General features: G+C 36.4%; 17 protein-coding genes. 4 read left to right on the plus strand and 13 right to left on the minus strand.

Features of this window, described 5'->3' with window-relative positions; genetic code table 11:
• Positions 1 to 17: 17 nt before the first annotated feature.
• Both I583_RS12280 and I583_RS12285 read right to left on the minus strand, forming a co-directional pair.
• The gene (locus I583_RS12280) at positions 18 to 2,708 is read right to left on the minus strand and encodes an alpha-mannosidase (protein ID WP_010761718.1); all 2,691 of its coding nucleotides are present in this window, start codon (positions 2,706 to 2,708) and stop codon (positions 18 to 20) included.
• 23 nt (positions 2,709 to 2,731) lie between these two features.
• Positions 2,732 to 4,021 (minus strand): glycoside hydrolase family 125 protein, encoded by a 1,290-nt coding sequence (locus I583_RS12285; protein ID WP_010761719.1) that lies wholly within the window; start codon positions 4,019 to 4,021, stop codon positions 2,732 to 2,734.
• A gap of 160 nt (positions 4,022 to 4,181) precedes the next feature.
• Here I583_RS12285 and I583_RS12290 point away from each other — a divergent pair, with 160 nt between their 5' ends.
• Both I583_RS12290 and I583_RS12295 read left to right on the plus strand, forming a co-directional pair.
• Positions 4,182 to 5,216 carry a GntR family transcriptional regulator gene (locus I583_RS12290; protein WP_010761720.1) on the plus strand — a complete coding sequence of 345 codons (1,035 nt, stop codon included), beginning with the start codon at positions 4,182 to 4,184 and terminating at the stop codon, positions 5,214 to 5,216.
• Between the two features lie 3 nt (positions 5,217 to 5,219).
• Positions 5,220 to 7,361, plus strand: a complete 2,142-nt coding sequence (locus I583_RS12295) for a GH92 family glycosyl hydrolase (protein WP_010761721.1) — start codon at positions 5,220 to 5,222, stop codon at positions 7,359 to 7,361.
• 55 nt (positions 7,362 to 7,416) lie between these two features.
• Here I583_RS12295 and I583_RS12300 read toward each other — a convergent pair whose 3' ends face one another.
• From I583_RS12300 to I583_RS12325, 6 genes are all read right to left on the minus strand, one after another.
• Positions 7,417 to 8,913, minus strand: a complete 1,497-nt coding sequence (locus tag I583_RS12300) for a response regulator transcription factor (RefSeq protein WP_010761722.1) — start codon at positions 8,911 to 8,913, stop codon at positions 7,417 to 7,419.
• A gap of 54 nt (positions 8,914 to 8,967) precedes the next feature.
• Positions 8,968 to 10,692 (minus strand): sensor histidine kinase, encoded by a 1,725-nt coding sequence (locus I583_RS12305; protein ID WP_010761723.1) that lies wholly within the window; start codon positions 10,690 to 10,692, stop codon positions 8,968 to 8,970.
• Entirely contained in the window at positions 10,685 to 11,299 is a 615-nt protein-coding gene (locus tag I583_RS12310) for a YesL family protein (protein ID WP_010761724.1), read from the minus strand. Before I583_RS12310 ends, I583_RS12305 begins: the two co-directional genes overlap by 8 nt.
• A 181-nt stretch (positions 11,300 to 11,480) precedes the next feature.
• Positions 11,481 to 12,947 carry an ABC transporter substrate-binding protein gene (locus I583_RS12315; protein WP_010761725.1) on the minus strand — a complete coding sequence of 489 codons (1,467 nt, stop codon included), beginning with the start codon at positions 12,945 to 12,947 and terminating at the stop codon, positions 11,481 to 11,483.
• A 27-nt stretch (positions 12,948 to 12,974) separates the two neighbouring features.
• The gene (locus I583_RS12320; RefSeq protein ID WP_010761726.1) at positions 12,975 to 13,895 is read right to left on the minus strand and encodes a carbohydrate ABC transporter permease; all 921 of its coding nucleotides are present in this window, start codon (positions 13,893 to 13,895) and stop codon (positions 12,975 to 12,977) included.
• A gap of 15 nt (positions 13,896 to 13,910) precedes the next feature.
• Positions 13,911 to 14,876 (minus strand): ABC transporter permease, encoded by a 966-nt coding sequence (locus I583_RS12325; protein ID WP_174270362.1) that lies wholly within the window; start codon positions 14,874 to 14,876, stop codon positions 13,911 to 13,913.
• Between the two features lie 176 nt (positions 14,877 to 15,052).
• Between I583_RS12325 and I583_RS12330 the strand changes: the two genes are divergently transcribed.
• Positions 15,053 to 15,388 (plus strand): RidA family protein, encoded by a 336-nt coding sequence (locus I583_RS12330; protein ID WP_010761728.1) that lies wholly within the window; start codon positions 15,053 to 15,055, stop codon positions 15,386 to 15,388.
• A gap of 74 nt (positions 15,389 to 15,462) precedes the next feature.
• Here the strand turns inward: I583_RS12330 and I583_RS12335 are convergent, their stop codons facing one another.
• The 3 genes from I583_RS12335 to I583_RS12345 all read right to left on the minus strand — a co-directional run bounded on the left by I583_RS12335 (position 15,463) and on the right by I583_RS12345 (position 20,420).
• The gene (locus I583_RS12335) at positions 15,463 to 16,485 is read right to left on the minus strand and encodes a WxLIP family cell surface protein (protein ID WP_010761729.1); all 1,023 of its coding nucleotides are present in this window, start codon (positions 16,483 to 16,485) and stop codon (positions 15,463 to 15,465) included.
• Positions 16,486 to 16,620: 135 nt separating this feature from the next.
• The gene (locus I583_RS12340) at positions 16,621 to 17,247 is read right to left on the minus strand and encodes a WxL domain-containing protein (RefSeq protein ID WP_010761730.1); all 627 of its coding nucleotides are present in this window, start codon (positions 17,245 to 17,247) and stop codon (positions 16,621 to 16,623) included.
• 98 nt (positions 17,248 to 17,345) lie between these two features.
• Positions 17,346 to 20,420 carry a hypothetical protein gene (locus I583_RS12345; protein WP_010761731.1) on the minus strand — a complete coding sequence of 1,025 codons (3,075 nt, stop codon included), beginning with the start codon at positions 20,418 to 20,420 and terminating at the stop codon, positions 17,346 to 17,348.
• A 167-nt stretch (positions 20,421 to 20,587) separates the two neighbouring features.
• Between I583_RS12345 and I583_RS12350 the strand changes: the two genes are divergently transcribed.
• On the plus strand, positions 20,588 to 22,027 hold the full coding sequence (locus I583_RS12350) for a helix-turn-helix domain-containing protein (protein ID WP_010761732.1): 1,440 nt from the start codon (positions 20,588 to 20,590) through the stop codon (positions 22,025 to 22,027).
• A 60-nt stretch (positions 22,028 to 22,087) separates the two neighbouring features.
• On the opposite strand, the gene I583_RS12355 is transcribed toward I583_RS12350, so the two are convergent.
• On the minus strand, positions 22,088 to 22,693 hold the full coding sequence (locus tag I583_RS12355) for a class I SAM-dependent methyltransferase (RefSeq protein WP_010761733.1): 606 nt from the start codon (positions 22,691 to 22,693) through the stop codon (positions 22,088 to 22,090).
• Positions 22,694 to 22,703: 10 nt separating this feature from the next.
• A complete protein-coding gene (locus I583_RS12360; protein WP_010761734.1) occupies positions 22,704 to 23,294 on the minus strand; it encodes an SGNH/GDSL hydrolase family protein in 591 nt (196 codons plus the stop codon).
• Positions 23,295 to 23,383 lie beyond the last annotated feature (89 nt).

Below are 23,383 nucleotides of genomic sequence, written 5' to 3' on the forward strand. Positions count from 1 at the left end.
TAAATCACGTCTCCTTCTTATCGGTCAAATCCGATCGTACGAATTTCATACGCCTTCAACTTCTTCGTTGGTTGTTCATTTTGTTTTTCTTCTAACAGATTCAATAAGTCTGGCTCATTACTTCCCATTTTCTTGATCTGTACTTCAGCTGAATTTTCGCTCATATTAAATCCTCTTACAACCAACGCTTGATTGTCTTCACTATTTTTCACTGCTGTTATAGCAACTGTTTCTCCTTCGACAGTTAAATACGCATCTTTGGCTTTCAACTGCCCTGAATGTCTCGTTGTTGTTTTCACACTAAACGGGATTTGCGCTGCATATGCTCGTTTATACGTCGCATAGCGTTGGGCTTTTTCGCCATGAAAATCAACACCATAGTTAAATGTATGCGTACCTAGACATTGCGCTTCTGGTGTTGGGAAATAGCCCCAATCCCCCATTTCTCCCACAGCGCGTAAAAGTGTTAAAGCAATCGTATTTGTTTCAGGCAAAATTTCATATTCATTCAAGCCATAATTGGAAACTGTGATTCCAGACTTATCATCATGCACATTAACAAAAGCATGTTGATGTTGAGGGTTTGTTGGATTCTCCCAACTTTTGCTGACACGATTCGGTCGTGTCACAACTTCATAAATACTGTCAGCTTCATGCGTTTCAGCTTGGATCCCTGTTGGAAACAGCATCCGTAAACGATGATCTTTCATTTGGTTATCCACTGTTGTTTCAAAACGTAAATGAGCAGAATCTCTTTCCATCGTCAGTATAGTTTCAATCGTTAGTTCTTGTAATTCTTTTGAGCGTCCAGCTTTTCGATAGCGGAAATCAATCACAGCTTTTTGCTCTTGTTCTAGTAAATCATCTGCCGCTTTTGGAATCATCATGCGTTGTATGATTTTTATTTGCGCTAGGAAAGATTCATCTTTTACAACCGAAATCTCTGCTGGACATCCACTAGATAAAATCGGGCTCGTTCCTTCCGGTTTTTTAAAGATATACTCATTGCCAATATCACCCGTATTTTCAATTGTCAACAACTCACTGTAGGTTCTTCCTATTGCTTTGTCCAATACTTCTAAAGTGCCATCTTCATTGATTGTTACAACCAAACAGCTATTTTCCAATCTATAATGTTTTAGATCCTTGATCATCGATCCTTTCTCTTCTATTTTAGATTGGCTTTCTTGTAACGCAAACGTATTCCAAGAAAATGCTGGCATATTCGTGATCGGCATGTCAATTTCCACATATTTAGCCATGTAAGGAATTCTGAAACGATCTTTTGGTAAGTCATAACCAAAGCTGACTTCTGGTTTTGAAATGACCGAATGAATAATTTCTCCCTGCGAATTAACCACTTCAAACTTTGGTGTATTACTTTTAGCAAGTTCTTCCCACAATTCATGAGGAACACCTTCTTTGAATGGTTTTCTCTCAATTTCTACTTTGACTTTTACAACCTCTGATTTTTCATAACCAGATGTATTGAACACGACAAACGGATGACTTATTTTAGAAAAGCTTTCTGTATCGATAGCTTCAACTAATTGCGCCAATGCTTCTTCAGCTAAAAACTTCCCAACTTCATTGGCTTTTTCAAATCTTGGCATCATTTCTCGATGAACTTCATCTACTGAACAACCACAAATGCTATCGTGTGGATGATTTTGTAGTAATAATTTCCATGCATAATCTAGTTGATCATGGGGATATTTTTGCGTTAAATCGTATGCCATCGCAGCCAATGGTTCCGTTATATTTTCTAATTGTCGTTCAACTTGGGTATTCCATTGTTTTAAATACACTCTTGCTGAAGCAGTGTTTGCCAGTGTAAACCAGCCATCCGTTTCTTGGCTTGTCAGCTCTCCATGAACCGTTCCAACTTCTTCTGGCAACTCTTTTCGAATTTGTTTTAAATACTCATCAAAATGGGAATGAATAAATTCATATTCTGGAAATAGTTCGTTTGCTAACGCAATCGCTTTTGTTATATCTTTTTGAACAGGTTGATGGTCTACGCCATTCATCATCAATAAATGATTAGTAGAAGCAAATTTTTCAGCCTCTGCTAATTTTTGCGTCCAAAAAGCCAGAGCTGCTTCTTTTTCAGCTGGTATTTCATTGCCATTACTGTACCAATTGGCGAACAGCAAGCCCAATACTTCACTTCCGTCTGGTCCTTGCCACCACATTTCTGAATATTGAGACGTATAATTTTCATCATCCAACACTTCATTATTAAAGCCAACTGGTTTTACCCCGCGACCAAAAGCGGCTGCATCTAAGCCGGCTTGTTGCATCATTTGCGGTGTTTGCCCCATGTTACCAAACGTATCGGGGAAATAACCTAATTTAACGGCTGGTCCCCACTTTTCAGTTTCTTTCTTACCAATCAGCATGTTGCGAACATTCGATTCAGAACTAATCAAAAAGTCATCTTGTAAAATATAAAAGGGTCCGATTCTCAGCTTTCCATCGGTGATAGCTTTTTGAACAGCCGCTTTCTGCTCAGGTCGTACTTGTAAGTAATCGTCTAAAATAATCGTTTGCCCATCTAAATGAAAGCTATCAAAATCTGGATCTGTTTCCGCTAATTCCAACACATCATCCAGTAATTCAACTAAACGCATGTGGTGTTGCTCATAAGGCATGTACCATTCACGATCCCAGTGAGAGTGGGAAATGATATAAACTTTTTTCTTCATGATTTTACGCTCCATTTCATTCGTTATCGTTCCACTCGAATATCAAAGTAATCCATTACTAATTCACAAAACATCATATTTGCCCAAGAGAACCACTCACGTGTATAGCGTGTGGGATCATCCACATCAAACCCTTCATGCATTAAATGAGTACCCCCATCGTTTGCTACTAAAGAATCTAAGATTCGGGCTTTTTCATCTTTATCCTTTGTCGTCATCCCTTCCATTGCAAGAGCAATCGGCCAAATATAATTTTCAGGCGTATGAGAGCTACCGATTCCTTTAGCGTATTTCCCTTCGTAAAAATAGGGATTTTCTTTACTTAGAACTGTTTTACGCGTTGCTTGATAAGTTGAGTCATCAACCGTTGTATACCCTAGATAAGGTGCTGAAAGTAAATTAGGAATATTGCTATCATCCATAATACTGCTGTTTCCTAGTCCATCAACTTCATAGGCATAGACCAAATCACCCTCTTGATTCTCTGCTTTTCCGTATTTTTGAATACCAGCGTCGATCTCTTTTTTGAGGTCAGATGCTTGTTTTGCCACTTTGGAATCAGAAAGTACTTCAGTAAAAATTTCCTCGATATAGCCTAAAACAACAACTGCAAACATATTTGACGGCACTAAATAACCGTAACGACAAGCATCATCACTTGGACGGAAACCAGACCACGTCATTCCCGTTTTTCCAACTTCACTGCCGCGTCCATTATTCGTAAGCGTATCTTCTAAGCGCGTTGTATCCCGTTCAAATGCATAAGGCGAATGGTGATGTTCCTGCTCTGTCGTAAAGACCGTCAGGATTTTTTTTATCCCTTCAACAAAATTTTCATCAAACTGCTGCTTACAGCCAGTATTTTTAAACAATAGATACGCTAGTTGAACAGGATAACAAAGTGAATCGATTTCATATTTTCGCTCCCAAATCCAGGGACTCATCGCCGTGTGATCTGTTTGGTGACCAGCATTATTGGGTGTTTCATTGAATGCATTGGCATATGGATCAAGTGTGATATAGAAAAATTGGCGTTGTACCAAGCCACAAATCATGTCTCTAAGTTCTTCGTCTTCTTTTGCAATCACTAAATAAGGTCGAACCTGCGCAGTCGAATCTCTCAACCACATAGCAGGAATATCACCAGTTAGTAAAAACGTTGTGCCATCAGCTTGTCTTTTAACTGTTGTAGTCAATGTATTGGCAAATGCTGCATTAAAATTTTCTGCCCATCCAGCGTGCGCTTCTCCACACAATTGTGTGATTTCATCCATAAATTCTTGTACAGAATTTGGTATTTTGCTATAAGTCATAGTAACCTCCTAATAGTTGATATATCATTTCACAACGAAAGTATATGCCAATGAAAGCGTTTTGTCCACTGTTTTTATTAATATTTTAAAATTGAACTCTTTTTCTTTGTATGGTAAACTACCATTAATGATATATCATTTTACAATTAGGAGAATTACAATGTCTAAACCACTATATAAAAAAATCATCGATGATTTATTAAATGCAATAGAAACAGGTCAGCTACCAGAAAATGCTCAACTTCCAACTGAAAAGGAACTCTCTCAAACTTACAACGTTAGCCGCATCACCTCTAAACGAGCGTTGACAGAGCTAGAAAGTCAAGGATTGATTTACCGTATTCAAGGAAAAGGGAGCTATGTTCAAAAACAGAAAGCGAAAAAGAAAAAAGTTTCCCGTATTTTATTTTTGATTCCATTTGTCAACGATCTTTCCCTCGGAAATTTCAATGAAGGGTTGGCTCCTATAACAAGTGAGCATCATTATGAAGTCATCATGTCCTCTGCTGAATTTTTGATCAATAAACAGGCAGCTGATATCATTGAAGATTTTGATGGCATGATTTATTATGCCCACAACACTGAAGACTTTTTAGATACCTTATTTGAGCTGTCTATTCAGCAATTTCCAGTTATCATCTTAGATAAAAAAATTCATGATCTACCTTACCCAACGGTTCAATCTGATAACTTTTCAGGTGGTGCTATGGCTACCAATTATTTAGCTGCACAAGGTCATCAACGGATCGCTTATATTTTTGGAGAACCGACTTTGCCTCAATCAGTGCGGCAGCGTTATTTAGGCTATATTCACGCAACAAAAGAACAGCACTTATCTTTTCATACAGCATTAACAGACAAACAAGCCTTTGTAGACGCTGACGTAATGGCTTATCTCAACGAAAATGCCATTACAGGTGTCGTCTGTGAAAACGACTTAGTTGCAATCTCACTCATGAATCAAGCGAAACGAGCTAACATTGATATACCAATTCAATTATCCGTTATCGGTTTTGATAATATCCAAGCAGCCTCACTGATCGATCCTGCACTCACAACGATTGCTCAAGATTTTAAAGGGATGGGAAAACTTGCCGGAACGATGCTGATTGAATGGATTGAAAACCATGTGATTCCAGCAGACCAACAAGTCCCAGTAAAACAAATTATTCGTAACTCAACAAAGGAGAATTAAGGAATGAAACCAACATTAATCGACACTCGACACGGAACTGATAACCAACATTCTTTTTCAAATGGCAACTGTCTCCCCTATACTGGTGTGCCATTTGGCATGAATTATTTTGCGCCACAAACCAATGGGGATAATGGTAGTTGGTGGTTTAATCCTCGCGACCGAGTCTTCCAAGGTTTCCGTTTAACTCATCAACCTAGCCCTTGGATGGGGGATTTTAGTTATTTTGTTATGCAGCCTTTTAATGGCAAGCTAAAAGAGAAGAGCATTTTTCATGCACAATCTTCTTACCGACCAGATGAAAGCGTTTTTAATCCTAGCTATTTAGAAATCACTGCACAACGTTATCAACTGACAGCTCGTTTGATCCCTAGTATGTACGGTGGTGCTTTGTCAACAAGTTACACACAGCCAGATGCAGGACTCTTACTTTCATTGCCAGGAAACTATAAGATTACGATCGAGGATGCTCATACCGTTTCCGGATCAATCGTCAACTACGCAGGCTGTGAGGATAAAGATTTTGCTTTTTATTTCACCCTACATTTTCAACAGCCACTAGCTATTGAACAACTTACGGAACAAGCTGGAGCAGATGATTGTGTTACTTTTTCATTTGGAGACATCACGAAACAAGTTATTCAGTTTGGTACTTCTTTTATTAGTTTAGAACAAGCCAAGTTGAATTTGTCACGGGAGTTTGCCTGGATGCCAGAAGATTACCGTAAACATTCAGAGGAACAATGGGCGTATTATCTAAATAAAATTGATATTCAAGATAAAAACCAACAACGTCGATCAACGTTTTATCATAATTTATATCGAGCATTTTTATTTCCTCAAACTTTCTATGAAAAAGATTTGGATGGACAAATTATTCATTATGATACGTTAGCTAAGAAAGTAAAACCAGGATTTCTGTATACGAATAATGGGTTTTGGGACACTTATAAAACTGTTTACCCGTTGTATTCATTAATTGCTCAAGAAAAATATGCAGAAATGCTAGAAGGATTTTTAAACAGTTATCGAGAAAGCGGCTATTTACCTAAATGGCTTTCACCTGATGAGCGAGGTTTGATGCCAGGAACATTGATCGATGCAGTGATTGCAGATGCTGCAGTGAAAAATATTCGCCCTGATTTGATGCCCGAATTTTTAGAGGCCATGATCAAAGGAGCTACAATTCAAAGCGACAATCCAAATTATGGTAGACAAGGAACAAATGACTATTTAACCTATGGCTACGTTCCTGCTCACTACCACGAGTCGGTCAATCATACCTTAGATTATTGCTATAGTGACTTTTGCATCAGCCAAGTAGCCAAAATATCAAAAGATTCTGACACAGCCGAACATTATGGTAGACAGGCGAAAAATTATTTAACTATTTTTGATCCTGACACAGGGTTCATGCGTGCGAAACAAACAAACGGGTCATTCAAAGAAGGTTTTGATAGTCATCGCTGGGGTGGTGATTACGCTGAGGGGAGTGCTTGGCAAAGTAGTTTTGCTGTTTATCATGATTTTAAAGGCTTGATCACAGCTTTTGGAGGGCATGATAAATTCCTAGAAAAATTAATTGATTTATGTAATCAATCACCTTCCTTTAATGTCGATGGATACGGATTTGAAATCCATGAAATGAGCGAAATGGCGGCTACTGAATTTGGACAACTGGCGATTTCTAATCAGCCAAGTTTCCACCTACCTTACCTGTTCAGTTACCTTGGTAAACCTGAATTTGCACAGCCTTTGCTAAAACAACTAATGATTCAAGAATTTAATGACAGCCCCACTGGTTTCCCTGGAGACGAAGATAATGGAAGCATGGCAAGTTGGTACATTTTTAACTCTCTAGGCTTTTATCCTGTCTGTCCTGGTTCAGGTGAATATGTTATTGGCATGCCTTTATTCGATAAAGCCGTTATTCATTTGTCTAATGGGGAAACATTGACGATTTCCAGTGGCCCAAATCAGGAGCAGCAACAGTTTATCGATCATATCTACTATAATGATTCTTCACACGAGAGCTTAGTGTTTGAGCATGAATCATTGATGAAAGGCGGAAAAATCGAGTTTACTTTAGGCATTGTCCCTAGACCAAAAAATTATGAGAATGAACAACTTCCATTTAGTATTTAACGAATAAAAAAAGCGAACTGGAGCAATAACACATCCAGTTCGTTTTTTGGTCTGTTCATTCTTCACCCACAGAATCATAGTGATGTTTGTATTTTTCCCGAAACTCTTTCGGTGTTAAATCGTTCATCTTTTTAAAAATCTGTGAGAAATAGGTGCTATTGTTAAAACCAATTTTATCCGCAATTTCATTGACATTATCATCTGTATACAGCAATAAGTTCTGTGCTTTCTTCATTCGATATTGATTCAAATATTGAGAAAAACTCTTTTTGGTTTCTTTCTTAAACAGCTGTCCCAAGTACATTACATTAAGATGCAAAGATTGCGCCACGCATTTCAAGGTCAATTCACTTGTGTAGTCCGAACGAATTTTATCGATAACTTTTTGAACATTCTCTGAATAATCATACGCTAGTTTTTCCCGAGTGATTTGCTTAACAGTCGTTGATAGAATCTCACGTAATTTATCCGCATTTGACGAGTGATTGATATCATCTAAAACTTGTTGGTATTCCGCTTCATCTAAGTGATTAAAACGGCGATAGATATCCATGAAAAGCATAAATGTAATATGCCGAACATCTTCTGGACGTGCACCTATTTTTTGCGTTTTAGTAAAGATTTCAGCAATCGTCGTCTCAATCGTCGTAAAATCCCCTACCATCAGCGTTTTGTTAAAATTGATGATGTCTGCTGAGAGATCAAAATCATCTGAAAACACAGAATATAGCAGATTTTTTCCACTTGCTTCATAAAACTTGTAACGCTGCAATGTTTGGTTTGCTTTTTCATAACTATCTGGAACATCTTCCCAATCACTCACTGTTTCCCCCACACTGATCAACCAGCTATCGTCTTCATCTGCTTGTAAGGGATTCGCTGCCAGAAGTTGATTCAATTGATATTTACCACCTTTAAAGATATGTACAAGCAAACTCTTATCTCCTAAATTACGCGAAAAAAACAAAGATTGTTGTTGTCCTTCCAGCCACTTAACAACTTGGGCTTTTTTTTCACGCGTGACTTCCACTAATAACACAGTCCAATCTGATTTTTCTGCAGTGTTGACTAGTTGATTCAGTTCTTCAAAGTTATCTTTATCGATTTCACCATTGACCCATTGGGACAATAAAACTTCACTATACATGCCGTTTCTAGTTTCTTGTTGATTACGATTGTCTAAACGTTTTTTGGCTTTTCTCACACTTTTTAAAAGTTCCAATTTATCTACAGGTTTCATCAAGTAATTGATCGCCCCTAGTTGCAGTCCGCCTTTTAAAAAATCAAACTTCTGGTAACCAGAAAGAATCATAAATTCAAACTGTCTTGCTTCATTTTGAGCCGCTTCAATAAATTCCAATCCGGTCATTTCCGGCATCGTAATATCGGTTATCACAAGATCGATTGACTCCATTTCCATCATAGTTAACGCTTCTTTGGCATTCTGCGCTGTTCCTTTGATAGAAAAACCTTCTGTTTCCCATGAAATAATTCTTTTCAAGCCGTTAACGATCATATATTCATCATCAACTAGCAAAACCTTATACGTCATTCTCTCACTCCTTAGCCGTGAATTATTGTGACTGTTTTTATATTCCATTTAGTTTTAAGAAATTGGCTCGTCAAATGACAGTTCAATAGCGATTCCTTTGGTTTCATTTGGGGTAATCGTCATCAAAAAGGTCGGTCCAAAATAAGCTCGCAAACGTTCATTCACATTTTGTAATCCGATAGAATCATGTAATTCGATTTGTTGACTCTTTAATTTGGTTTTAATCAGCGTTAGTTTTTGAGGAGATATTCCTTTACCATTATCTCGAATCAATATTTTCACTTGCCCATCAACTAAACGAGCTTTCACACTAATCGCATTATCGTTACGGGAAAAATCAATTCCGTGGACAAAATAATTTTCAATCAATGGTTGAATCGAAAATTTTGGTAATACCAGTTCCTTCAACGCTTCATCGATTTCAAAGTGATACGCCACCCGATCTGGATACCTCATCTGATACAAATAGACGTATTTTTCACAAAAACTCAGCTCTTTTTCCAAAGTTGTTGTCTTAGCCTGATCAGTATTATTGCGCAATAATGTTGAAAATGCATACACCACATCGGCTAGTTCTTCGCTGCCTTCACTTAATGCATACATGCGGATATACTCCAATGTATTGTATAAAAAATGCGGACTGATTTGTGACTGTAATGCTCGCATATGGGCATCTTGTTGCTTGATTTCTAATTTATAAATATCTGAAATATATTGCTCAATATTATCCAGCATTGTGTTGATTCCTCGTGAGAGCTCTTTTAGCTCAAACTGAGTCTCTTGCTCATTGATCCGTGTATTCAAGTCTCCTTCTGAAACAAGTGCCATTGATCCCATAATAATATCGACTTGCTGAGAATACTTAGTGAATGTTCGATAAAGTAAATAGAGCAACAATAAAATCAGCACCAAACCACCCAACATCAAAATACGCAAATCAAAAAGAACATGGGTCAGGATCTTTTCTTTTGAAATCGTCACTAAAATATCAAACCCACTTGTCGTTTGCAGGTGTTCTAGTATATTATCCCCCGTCAATTTTTGAAGTGGCAACGCTGATGATTCTTTCATTTTTTGTTGAATCAGTTGCTGATCTATCGTGTTATCTTTTTCCGTATAAGTCAATAACTGATACCCTGTACTCGAGAATACATATGCCGATAATCCTTCAAAAGTCGTCAAATGAGTCAAACTATCAATAATATCTTTTTGAGAGAATTCAACATAAAAACTGCCCAGCACTTCTAAGGTAACTGGATTGGTAATTGGGTAAGCTAAATAAAATTTATTATTTAAACGAGGTGTCCCGCTAATTTTCTTCCCACTCTTATCCTGTGGTGTAGAAAGATAATAATCATTATAATTGTTCAATACCATGATGATCGATTCGATATTATCATACATGGTATAAAAATTTTTCACTTGACCAGGCAAAAATAAATAGTTCCCCGTGGCCAGTTGTTGATCATACGAATAATTCAAATAATCTGAAATCGACGTATCCATATATCGATTTAAATTGTTGATCTTCTCTTGATTATCCGTTAGACCATTCAGCATAGTTTTTCCTTGTAAATTTTTATCATTGATCGATCGGCTAATCATATCGACTGCTTCTTGAGCTGTGATTTCCCCTCTTCCCATCGATTGCCAATAGGTATTCATACCAATACTGCCCATGCCTATCAAAATCAGTGAAACCAAAATCAACGCATAGTTTTTTAGTAATCGGTTCAGTAGTGTCTTTTCATTAAAGGAAGAAGTTTTCTTTTTATGCATGAAGTTCCAATCGTTGATCGATCGTTTGCCGCCACGATTTTGTTGCTGTAAAGCTCCAAATTTGAATCATAGAAAAAGTGCCAAACAAAATCAACCCTTTGAACTTCCACGTAACAAACAAGATCAAACTTATACCAATTGCAATTTTCAAGAGATTTGTAAAATTCGATAACGTTGAAATAAACGCTAATTTCAATAAGTTTTTTAAACCGATTTCATAATAGCTGTCTAACAATAATGTGTATTGATATGTAACTCCCCCATAGATCATTGCAAAAACTAAAAGAAAATCAATCATCAAAAAGGGTAATCCTTGAATTTGAACCGATAAAAATAGATTGTATGCTAATAGTGCCAATAATACGAATAATGCATAAAAAATAATATTGCCCCTGATGAAATTCCGCTTAAAAATAGCCCAGCCTTCTTTTAAAGTAATGTCCTTATAATTAAATTCATGACTGACAAATAATTCGTTAACTGTTTTCAAGGCTGGACCCACACCCGCTACAATCAAACCACAACAGCTAAATAACCAAAAGAATAAATTTAATTTTACAATGACCCAAATTTTAATGAATAACGTTTCTAACGCTTTTCCAACCATCTAACTCTTCCTTTCTACGTCTCTATTAGTATAATAAATAACTATGCCAAATATTCCAAATAAAAAAACTGCTGCTTGTAATAGAACTACGCAGTCCAATCAGGAAATTGTTTTTTTGATAAAAGAACCAAGTAAAAACGATGCATCATCGAATCACTTGGTTCCCGCTATTATACCTGTTTTATTTTTTCAAAAAGTCATCATATTGTTTTTGCATTTCAGTCAAGACTTTGTCATAACCGGCATTAGCAAGTGCTTCTTTTAATTTAGGAACTGTTTCTTCTGGGTCAACGGTTCCTGTATTTAAGCCATCTAAATATTGACTCATAACGTTGGCTATATTACTCATTTCTGTTTTCACATTTGATGTCACGAAGTTGAAGCCTAAGATCGGAGATGTTTCTGCTTTAGCAATCGATTCATCACGCTCTTTGATCATTTCATCAGTAATAATATCTTGTGTGTATAAGATTTTATTATTTCCAGTATTCCATGCAGGTAAATGCGTATTTGGTTTGTAGCCGTCTAGTAATTTGATTTTTCCATCTTTATCTGGAATTTTTTCCCAAGCTTCGCCTTCGATACCCCAAACTAACCCATTCAGTAATTCTGGATCACTATTGATTTGTCCTAATACTTCTACAGCTTTTTCTTTATTTTTAGACGTATTTGCGACAACAAAGTTCGCCATTCGTGCTTGATCACTTGATTTTAATGGTGTTGTAAATGCTTTAGAAACTAATTCTTGACCCGCAGCATTACTTAAAATCGTATCGCCATAATCGTAAGGACCTTGTGTTTCTTGACGAATGAACCATGTGTTTCCTTCTAAAGGAAACTCTGTATTACTTGTGGCTGCATCTGATGGAATGTAACCTGCTTGATACCATTTATGCATTGTTTTTAAAACGTCCATAAAGTCTTTGTTTTCGTATTGGTTGATGATTTTTTTAGTATCACCATTTAGATCGACAGCAAATGGATAGTCATTTCCAATTGGGAAATCAAAATCACCTTGCGCTTTAAACCCTTGACCAATTGCAAATGCTGCGATATTCGGTTCTTTTTCATGGAATGTTTTTAACACACTTTCAGCATCTTTATATGTTTTGATATCATCGATCGATAAATTATATTTATCTAAATATTGTTTGTTAAACGTCAACACTTGTTGAGAGTAAACATTGCCATTTACAGGAAATGCGTATAGCTTACCGTCCACTAAATTCCCTTTGATATACGCTTCATCCAACTGATCATAAGCATCTTTAGCAAACTTCGGTGCTAATTCAGTTAAATCCGCAAAGGCTCCTTTTTGTGCATTTGGTACATAACTATCTGCAAATGCAATATCATAATTTTCACCAGAAGAGACAATGACACTCATTTTTTTCTTGTAATCGCCCCACCCAATATACTGAATATTTAGTTTAACACCTGTTTTCTCTTCGATTTTCTTGTTGGCAACGTCCATCAATGCATCATAATTATCAGGTTTATCCCCAATTTGATACATCAATAACGTATTTTCATCTGTTTTTTTGCTGCTTCCGTCAGTTTTTTCTTTACTGCCTCCACCACATGCTGTCAACGCACCTAAAAGAACAACTGCTGTACTTAAACCGACTACTTTTTTCCACGTTTTCATTTTCTGTTCATCTCCATTTTCTATATATTATTCCTTAACTCCGCCAATCGTTAATCCTTTGACAAAATATTTTTGGAAAAATGGATAGCTGATTGCAATCGGTAATGTCGAAATAACCACGATCGCCATTCGAGCTGATTCTCCCGGTATTGCTGCCATCCCACCAGATAACTGACTGCTGGCTCCGGCATTTTGGGTCAAGTATTGAATATTATTTTGAATCTTCATCAACAAATATTGCAGTGGCACTAAACTGTCTTTTTGAATATATAAAAGTGCGTTGAACCAGTCATTCCAATACCCTAAAGCGGCAAACAAACTGATCGTTGCGATACCAGGTACCGCTAGCGGCAGCACGATTTGAATAAAAATTCGCATCTCAGAAGCCCCATCGATCCGTGCTGATTCGATGATCGAATCTGACACTGAACGTTTAAAAAAGGTTCGCATCACAATAATATTAAACGGACTGACTGCCATTGGCAAAATCAACGCCCAAATCGTATCTTTCAACTGAAGTAAATTTGTCATCACTAAATAATTCGCTACCATTCCCGGTGAAAATAACATGGTGATTAAACAAAACACTGTAAAAAATCGGCGAAACGGAAAATTAGATCTTGAAATCACATAAGCATATAGTGATGTCGCCGTACTATTGATCAGCGTGCCAACTACTGTGACTAATACCGTCACAAACAACGCTTGAAAAATTTTATCCTGCATCTGATCGAATAAATAAGTATAACCAAAAAAACTAAATTCCTGAGGCCAAAAACTATAGCCGTGAGCCGCTAAGGCTGTTTCATTACTAAGTGAGATTGCCACAACAAATAGAAACGGCAACACACAGGATAGCGCGAAAACTGCGATCAGCACATTAAAAAATAAATTGACAGGTCTATTAAACGAACGAATTGTTACTTTTGAAACTGGCTTTTTCCTCAATGTTTTCACTCCTCCTTAGAATAATGCCGAATCATTGTCAAAGCGACGAACGATTCCGTTTGTGATCATCAACAAGACAAATCCAACTGTTGATTGATACAATCCAGCTGCTGCTGTCATTCCGATATCGCCTGTAGCAGTCAATCCATTAAAGATATACGTATCCAAAACAGAGGTGACCTGATACAATGAGCCAGAATTCCTTGGAACATTGTAGAACAAACCAAAATCCGCTCTAAAAATATTTCCCACAGCTAAAATCGTCATGATCGTCATTAATGGTAATAATTGAGGAATCGTCACGTTTTTGATTTGTTGCCACTTGCTGGCACCATCTACCATTGCGGCCTCATAATAAGTTGGATCAATCCCCATAACCGAGGCAAAATAAATGATACTGTTATACCCAATTCCTTTCCATGTTCCGATGAATACTAAAATAAATGGCCAATATTTCGCTTCACTATACCAATTGATTGGTGTTCCTCCACGATTTGAAATCCATTGATTGAAAATCCCTTTATCTGGACTTAAAAAGGCATAAACAAAATACCCAATAATAACCCAAGATAAGAAGTACGGTAAAAGAGACATCGTTTGATATACTTTTACCAAGCGCTTATTCCGCAACTCACTCATCACGATTGCAAAAAATACAGAAATGACAAGGTTTAATGTAATAAAGGTCACGTTGTACAACACTGTATTTTTCGTAATCAAAAAGGCATCATTAGAAGAAAATAAAAACTTGAAATTCTCTAAACCAACCCATGGACTTTCTTTCAAACTAGCAATAAACCCATCTGGTGAAATATGAAAATCCTTAAACGCCACCACATTGGTCAACACTGGAATATAAAAGAAAAAAATCATCCAAACCATCGCTGGAATTGCCATCAAGATCAACGCTTTATACCGCCAAATATTGGTAAAGAAAAGCGCGCTCTTTGACTTTTTCTTCATTCCCCCAACTCCTTCCATCAAATTGTCTACAATAGAATTGTAGCGCTTTCAAAAAAAGATAGAAATAAACAAAATATAGGTATTCTTATAGAAAATATAGATGTTAGGGACAAATGATCTACGAAACCGCCCTATCCAATCACTTCTCTTCAATATGATACAATTAACGTAACAACTTGAATGGAGGAAACACCATGAAAATTTACCAAAACACAAAAATAGCTAGCAACATGTCCCTATATATTTCAGGTCAAACCCCCAGTAAAATTGATTACACACCTCAAAGCATTGAAGAACAAACAGAAGTTGTGCTAGAAAAAATCACAGCTGCTCTGCATGAAAATAATTTAACTGTAGAGTCTTTAGTGAAAATCACAATCTATATTACAGACGTTTCCTATCTAGCCGGTGTTAGAAGTAAATTAGCCGAATTTGTGGGCGAATCAAAACCGACAGCTACACTTGTTGTTGTTGCCGGTTTGATCGATCCAAATTTTAAAGTAGAAATTGATGGCATTGCAGCTTTTTGAATAAACTTGCAATACTCTTTAAACTAAAAAAGAAACGAGGTCGGGACACGCTACGAATCCCAACCTCGTTTCTTTTATTTATGTTTTTTTTGATAAATAATATATCCTAATAATCCAACTAAGACAATTCCCATTCCAGCTACCACCCATGGCCAATAATTGGTTGGTTGTTTTACCACATCTATAGCTTCTTTATTAAGTTTCTCTGCCTCTTTTTTCTCGACATCAAACCCTTTGGTAAATGCCCAGTGATCGTCACCACTTGTAACAGTCAATTTGAGCATATACTCTCCTGCATGTATTTCTTCATTCTCTAAAGAAACATTGTAATCAAATACAGAATGGGGAGCCATCGCTAGTTTTTCTTTTTTTGTTGTGTAAATCAGTTTATTTTTTTGATAGATCTTCGCTTCAATAGTCGCTTTTTTTACCGTTGTACTTTGAACATTTCTTATTGTCGCTAAAAAAGCTGTTCGACCATTAGCTAGCCCTGCCTTGACATCTCCCAGCTTGACTTCTGGTTTTACAGCGCTATCTGTTTCGCTTAATTTTACACCAATCGTATAAGAAAAACGATTTGATAGTTGGACACCAGAAACATTTTTTTGCTCTTGTTTAGACTCGTTTGAATCCTCAGAAGTCTCTTTATCATTTACTTCTTGAACAAAAAATCCCCCTAAGATTTCTCCATCGAAAGAATCAGTTGGCATCTTTAAATGAAATATAATCTCTTTTTCTTCTTTGGCATTCAAGGTAACAATTTGTTTCTCAGAAACTAAATCGGTCAAACTATGTTTCATTGTTTTATCTAACATAGGATTATCAACACTATAATCAACCATTCCATTATTATTCGTAAAAGCATCTCTAGGAATAACTGCAATAGTTGAGGGATGATCTGCATAATTTATTAGTTTTAATTTTAGCTCTTGCTCTTCTGATGGGTTCATACGTAAATCAAAATAGCTAACATCTGACTTTTGATTCTCTGGTAAAATCGCTTGAACGGAGTAAGACATTTCTTCTGCAAATGCAGTACTTCCACAAAATACCCCCGTAACAAAGACCATACTTAAAAATGCTATTATTTTTTTCATCTGAGTGATTCCTTCCTATGTTATAACCTTAATATTTTATGTATAGATAAATTTGAAACAAACAGCTACTCCTTGTTTCAAACTTACCTTTCTATTGTGTTAATGAACGATTACTATGTCTAATTAAATTCTTTCTCACTCTTGTCCTGTTTCTGCATCGACTAAGTTCCAGTTAATTTCGCCTGCATAATCTCCTGCAACAATTTTCTTATTATTTGTATAACCAAATGTCATCGTCGCACCAGAAAGCCCAATCGTATTAACACCTAACCCTGTTGTTTCTCCGTCAGAAACAATATTAGTTCCTACTTGATCAACAGTTATTGAATCATCTGACGCTGATCTCGGTGTTTCTTGGCCTAAAATTCTTGTTCCTCCGATCATGGGTGATGCAAGTGTTTGTTCTTTATTTTCTGTATTTACAAACTCTGATAATTTCACATTAACTGTCCATTTCTCATTAGAACCTAACAAATCGACTACTTGCCCCAAAATAAGTCCGTCAGCATTCTTTTTAGATTTAATTGTTGAATTAATTGCCGTCATCCCTGCATCATCCGTTGTTACCACATCATTTAAATCAAAATCAAAATTCACATTATTTGTAAAACCTGTTAAGTATAGATCTCCACCTTTAACAGAGGCTTCAGCTTTCGTTACTGCTTGTTTTGAATGGGGATTTTCTTCTGCATGTCCGGTTACTGCAAACATACTTCCTACTGTTAATAGAATCATTCCTGCTGTTAATTTACTTGTTTTCATAATAAAATTCCTCCTAATATGTTTAACTACTTAATTATTTTAATGATAGAAACTAATAGCTCTATCTTTTTAAAACGTTAATAATGAACGCTTGCCTCTTAAGGTACATCCATCAGATTCCAAGAAATTGTTCCTTGGTAGTGGCCTTTTGTCATGTCTGGAGAAAGTTCAGCATAAATTTTTTGCTTGCTTTTTTCTCCAAAAGTCAATTCCTTCATTCCTTTGTTAGCAATGACAACTCCGTCTTCTAAAGACTGTTTTTGTTTTCCTTCTTCAAAGAAAAGAGGTAATATAGCGCCAGATTCATTTTTTACTTCACTCGATATTCGCAACGACCATGAATTATTGCCGCTACGTGTATCCTGAATTTTTATACTTAGATCTTCTGCGTATCTTTTTTGTTTTTCTCGTTTTAGTGTCCACTCACCAAAATCCATTCCCTCTGTAACCTCTACAATCGTTAACATTTCTTTGGGTTGAATCTTAGGTAGCTGGATTTCTTGCTCAATTTCAACACTTTCTTCTGTTTTGTCTGTTCCAAAAGCTGAAGTATGAACAATGATTGGTTCATTTAACTTAGATGAATCTTTTGCTGCTTTCGCCTTCACTCGAATATGATATTCTTCTTGAGGGAAAATATCCTTTTTAAAACGAGCAATCGCCATTCTACGATAGTTTTGCTTCACTTGCTGACTATCTGTTTCCGAAACGATTCCACATTCAACTTCGCTGTCAGGTAACGGCTGATTATTTTTGTCAAGAACCTGAATTTCTTTTAGATCTAGTCCTTCTTCCTCTGGAAACACATATTGCACTTGTTTCCACGCACCAGAATCTGTTTCTTTGGCTAGTGTCGAGTTACCGATTTTGCCCTCAAAAACAAGTTCATCCTCTTCTTTGATTTCTTTATTCAGTAACTGGCCTTCTAAATATGGTTTAGGGAAGTTAGTAACAACCCCTTCATTTGCTACACTGATGTCACTTTTTACTAAAGGTTTTGTTGTGCTGCCTTTTTCATAAAAACTAGCTTTGTTCACGATTGATGCTAATTTTACACCTAAACTTTCTTCTTTAACAATGGCATCAAAACTAAACGTGATCACTTCATTAAGCGCCATTGCCCCATCATAGATCATTGTATTTCCTTTGATTTGAACATTCGGTTTAGGGTCTCGTTTATTTTCGATATGCAGTGACGTTTCATCTAGTGTCAAGTAGTTGGAAAAGTCATTTTTCCATTGAAAGTAAATGTTCTTCCCTCTATTTTCTAGATATATTTCATAGTGTAAACGATCGCCAGGATGAACCTTTGAAAGGAGTCCATTCATATTTGTAACAGTAGAATCAAACACATATTTTGTGTCTTTTGACACGATTCTAAACGTACGTGTGATCTTCTCAGACAAGTGATCATCGCTGTCCTGAGCTAGAAAAGTTAGTGTATGTTTTCCAGCTTTGTATGCTGACAAATCAATTTTATCAAGTGACCATTCCTGTCTTTCACCTGGATTCTTGTTTTCAATCTCTTCAAATTTTGTATAGGGTTCATCATCGATTGCATAGAGCATATCAACTGTGCTACTTCTAGCAGCTTCTACTGTGCCGATTACTTTTTCAATGTCTTTTCCTTCAAGTAAACTTGCAGGAATATCTGATTGTAGGCTGATTTTAGGTTTGTTGATTTCATCCAAATGAATCGTATACGCCATCGTGCGTGTTTCTTGTGGTTTCACTTTTTGTTTATTCCACATCATTGCAATCGCCGCATCTGAATAATGAGCTGCGATTTCACCTGGCTGGCCATTGTTACCTTCTAGACCATGAACCTCACCACCAATGATTGATCGGTTCTTAAAAAAATCACCAGGTTCTGCATAACGATACCACCAATGAATTCCGATACTTAAATCTAAATAGGTTCCTTTTGCTGCCCCCCATTTGTCTGGGTTAGCACCATCATTATTTGTCTCCCCAACTCTAAACATCAGTTGATATGGAGTATTTTCAAGTGAAAGTCCTCGACCATTCCCAATGTAAGCAACGTCTCCGCCGTCTCGACCATTCAATTTAGTATCAACGATTTCTGAAAAGCCAACATTCATTGGTTGAGGATCACCTAGTAGGGGTTTGTCTACACGTTTGATTTCAATTTGTTTTTGAATATCCCCAGTTACAGGATTTGCACTTAATGTCACTCGTACCACAACTTTATAAGAGTAGAGTATATTATGATCAAGTGTAAACTCTCCATATCCTCTGATTTGGTTATCTTTGACTGAAACTGCCGTCAACGCCACTTTCTCTATAGCTGTATAATCACCAACTTTTTCAAAAGAGTAGAAACGAATTCCTCTACCATTGGAAGAATTACTTTCATTTCGATAATCAACTCGTTGACCATTTTCGTTGGTTAAGAAAATATTGGTTAAAAATAAATCTTCTTCTGTTGCAAAACCATAAGAAATTTGATTTCCAGATGCTAGAGCTGTAGATAACGTACTCTGCTTATCTAGTTGTACTTTCCAACCAGCATCTCGATCTGCCGAAATCTCGCTCATTAAGTCGCCTGACCGTGTTTCTGGTTTATGTGCTTGTTCTGTTGTTGTGGAAGTTGAACTTGACTCTACATCATTACTAGTACTACTCTGCGTTTCTAAACTTCTTTCAATTTCTGATGGGTCTGATGTTTCAACTACTTCTGAACTTGATTGCTCGAGAACTTCGCTCTCGCTGCTAGTTGCTTCTGTCACATTTGTTTCAGTAAAACTTTCATCTAGTTCTAGTTGGTAGGTTGTGACCTCTTGATTCTGTTCTATTATGATTTCTTGCTCTTTTACCTCATCCGTATCAAAAAACAATTGAAAAGGTTCTGGTCCCTGGTAGGTAAATGAAATACATTGCTTGTCTGCATCACTTGTTAAATTTTGGAGCGCTTGTTCTTGCTCTAAAGCTACAATATCAATGACGGTGTTTGTTTTAATGGTTATCTCTTTATCTGAACTGAATTGAGGTAACGTAACGACGGCTTGTTCTTTTTCATTTTTATGTATTTTTAAAATATTGGTCTGCTTGTTTAGCGTTTCGGCGAATCCATGTATTGGGTTTTGACATAACGGACTGACAACTAAAAAAATAATAACCATCCATAAATTGAATTGTTTAATTAATTTCACTTAGACACCTCTTAATTTGTCAAAATTTGTTCTGCTTACAAAATATAAAAGAAGCCGACCTCAAATTCAAGATAATCTCGTATTACAATAATTTACTTATTTTTAATTTTTTAATATGAAAAACATTTAAACCCGTTTATAATAACTACTATAAAGGTGGGATCACTATGTTAATGACTCAATTAATCAAGAAAAACGAACAGATAAAATTGGATTTATTTACTAGAATCGTAAATAGCCCTATGATTGAAAGCGAGACATTACAAGCACAGTTGTCTCTATCTAAAAATCGTCTGTATCATTTTGTGCTTCAACTCGATAAAGATCTAGCTATCTATCAAATCCCGATAACCATTCAGTATAAAGAAAATAAATATATAGCAGAAAAATCTGAAGGAAGTCATCATTCTTCACTATTGATTTATGAACTCATTCAACATTATTTAAATGCTTCAGCTATGTTTCAATTGACTTATCTTTTTTTACATGAGGACCAAACACCAATTACTGATATTGCACAAAAGTTGTTGTTTTCTCAGTCACATACCTATTATGTCATCCGTCAAGTCAATCCTTTTTTAAAACAATTCAATTTAAAATTGATGGTTGCTAATAAGACTGTTGTTCTTAATGGACGCGCTTCTGATATCTTTATCTTTCGCTTTTTAGTGTTTAGTTTCTTATTTTTTTATCGCTCACCTTATCCTACAATCGAAACTGAACGTCAAAAAAGCGTAGCAAACGACAAAACTCTTCCTTACGCCAAACAAATGACCTACTCCGAGCTTCATAGTCTAAACTCTTTTTTCTATGTGCTGGAGCATACACCGACTGATCTAAATCGCTTATCAGTGGAAATTCAAGCATCCTCTGTGTTTCCTTTGACAACGATTCTTGAAGTAAAAGAAAATGAACTTGATCACGCCTATCTGCTCTTTTTCCTACGAATCTTTATTCCTAGACTTTGTACTTTTGAAGAAATGATTCGCTTGGGTGAACATTTAGAAACTATGGTCGATTTTGATTTAGCGATGCTTGCTAAACAAATGTTAGATGCCGTATTCGATACTTTTACATTAGAATCTTTGCCGCGTCTTTATAAAAACTATTACGCCAGTCTTTATATCTTGACCCTACATTTAAGTTATATCGAGTTTTTTGGTCACGATTTAAAAAATATCTTTTACTCACAAGCTTTAACTACTAAAAGTATCCAAACCCATGCAGCATTGTATGAACAAATGGTTAATTTCTATGATCAGTTCCAACCAGAAGTTTCTTGGTCTAAAAAAGAAGAAAGCAAGCAAGTCTTGATCGATACACTTTATTTGATCGTTCTAGGTGAGCATCAGCAAAAAGTCATGATTTATATCGACTTTGGTGGGAACATTGTTGCTGAATTGGCCTTAAAACGAAAATTAATAAAAATCCTTAACCCCGATACCTTCATCTTCACGACAGATGATACGATCGCTGATGTAATCATCGCAAATTATGTGGCACCGATTGAAAGATCGGACACCGCCTTTTTACTAGTTGAAAACTTTAATGAAGCAGGAACTTGGAAAGCTATTTATACGCAACTTTTACAGCTCGTTAAAGAATAATACGCAAAAAAACGAGACAATCATTTCGACTGTCTCGATTTTTTATTTTTCTATTCACTATTATGCTTCTTTGACGCTTTTCAAAATATAGTAGCCTTTTTCTTTTGTCACGATTTCTACATTTCCAAAAACTTCAGTCATTTTTTTCTCAGCACTTGGCGCACCTTGTTTCTTTTGAATCACGACAGTCAATGTTCCATCGACAAGTAGTCTAGGATACGCTTCACTTAAAATTTCATGCACTACTTTTTTCCCTGCTCGAATCGGTGGATTGCTAATGATTGCAGCGTATTGCTGTTCATGTGTATCAGCGTAGATATTTGATGTGTGGATATCGACATTTTCAACATGATTTTTCTTCGCATTTTCTTGCGCTAAAGCCACCGCTCGCTGATTAACATCGATCATTTCTACCGTTCTACCACTGAATGAAGCCAACGCTAAACCAATTGGACCATAACCGCAACCGACATCTAGCAATTTGCCTTCTGGAAGATTTTCCCACTCAAAAGCATCGATCAACACACGGGAACCGAAGTCCACTGTATTACGGGAAAACACCCCACTATCAGTTAAAAACTGAAACTTCTTCCCTCTTAATTCAAACGACCATTGCTCTAAATCATGCGCAAGATCTGGATTTTCTGTATAATAATGATTATTCATTTTCTTCTTCCTAACTATTTTCTTTTGTCATCAGTCTACCTTTTATTTCGCGAACAATCAAGGCAGCTAGTAAGTCATAACCCGTTTTAGAAAAATGTAGTCCATCTGCTTGTAAAAATTCATCTGTTCCAGGGTAAACCACCATTGCTTTGTATAAATCAATAACAGGAATTTCATATTTAGCGCCGATCACTTTTACTCGTTCTACATATTCACGAATCCGATCATCATCTCGGGTTGGTTTTCTAGCACAATCTACATATGGCGGTGTGAGTAACACGACTTTTTCTTTACCGATTTTAGCGAGCATTGTTTCGAGGTTTTCAGCGTATTTTTCTAAAGGCACTAAATTGTCGCTATTCGTGTCATTGGCGCCGAAGAAAATCGTTACGATATCTGCTTGTTCTGCTAAGACTTCTTTATCCAAACGTTTCAGTGCATCTTGCGTAGTATCTCCCGGCATTCCTGCATTTACGATCATCACCTCTTCATAATTTTGAGCTGCTAAATCTTCTGCAATCAAGTTTTGTAAAATAGGCGTGATGGCTTCTTCACCGTATCCTGCTGTGATACTATCTCCAAATAAAACGATTTTTTTCATCAAGCATTTCCCTTTCTCGACTTGTTTTCTTTATTCATCATACCATTGAAAAGGCTGTTTTGCCGAGGCAAAAAATTATTTTAGCAGTA

The sequence above is a fragment of the Enterococcus haemoperoxidus ATCC BAA-382 genome (assembly GCF_000407165.1).
In the GTDB taxonomy this organism is placed as follows: Bacteria; Bacillota; Bacilli; order Lactobacillales; family Enterococcaceae; genus Enterococcus_L; species Enterococcus_L haemoperoxidus.

Excerpts from the sequence above, each read along its gene's own strand:
- I583_RS12290 (WP_010761720.1), top strand. The coding sequence starts at position 4,182 with ATGTCTAAACCACTATATAAAAAAATCATCGATGATTTATTAAATGCA.
- I583_RS12355 (WP_010761733.1), bottom strand. The coding sequence starts at position 22,693 with ATGAATAATCATTATTATACAGAAAATCCAGATCTTGCGCATGATTTA.
- I583_RS12280 (WP_010761718.1), bottom strand. The coding sequence starts at position 2,708 with ATGAAGAAAAAAGTTTATATCATTTCCCACTCTCACTGGGATCGTGAA.
- I583_RS12335 (WP_010761729.1), bottom strand. The coding sequence starts at position 16,485 with ATGAAAAAAATAATAGCATTTTTAAGTATGGTCTTTGTTACGGGGGTA.
- I583_RS12340 (WP_010761730.1), bottom strand. The coding sequence starts at position 17,247 with ATGAAAACAAGTAAATTAACAGCAGGAATGATTCTATTAACAGTAGGA.
- I583_RS12310 (WP_010761724.1), bottom strand. The coding sequence starts at position 11,299 with ATGGTTGGAAAAGCGTTAGAAACGTTATTCATTAAAATTTGGGTCATT.
- I583_RS12300 (WP_010761722.1), bottom strand. The coding sequence starts at position 8,913 with ATGACGTATAAGGTTTTGCTAGTTGATGATGAATATATGATCGTTAAC.
- I583_RS12350 (WP_010761732.1), top strand. The coding sequence starts at position 20,588 with ATGTTAATGACTCAATTAATCAAGAAAAACGAACAGATAAAATTGGAT.
- I583_RS12330 (WP_010761728.1), top strand. The coding sequence starts at position 15,053 with ATGAAAATTTACCAAAACACAAAAATAGCTAGCAACATGTCCCTATAT.
- I583_RS12360 (WP_010761734.1), bottom strand. The coding sequence starts at position 23,294 with ATGAAAAAAATCGTTTTATTTGGAGATAGTATCACAGCAGGATACGGT.
- I583_RS12295 (WP_010761721.1), top strand. The coding sequence starts at position 5,220 with ATGAAACCAACATTAATCGACACTCGACACGGAACTGATAACCAACAT.
- I583_RS12315 (WP_010761725.1), bottom strand. The coding sequence starts at position 12,947 with ATGAAAACGTGGAAAAAAGTAGTCGGTTTAAGTACAGCAGTTGTTCTT.
- I583_RS12325 (WP_174270362.1), bottom strand. The coding sequence starts at position 14,876 with ATGGAAGGAGTTGGGGGAATGAAGAAAAAGTCAAAGAGCGCGCTTTTC.
- I583_RS12305 (WP_010761723.1), bottom strand. The coding sequence starts at position 10,692 with ATGCATAAAAAGAAAACTTCTTCCTTTAATGAAAAGACACTACTGAAC.
- I583_RS12285 (WP_010761719.1), bottom strand. The coding sequence starts at position 4,021 with ATGACTTATAGCAAAATACCAAATTCTGTACAAGAATTTATGGATGAA.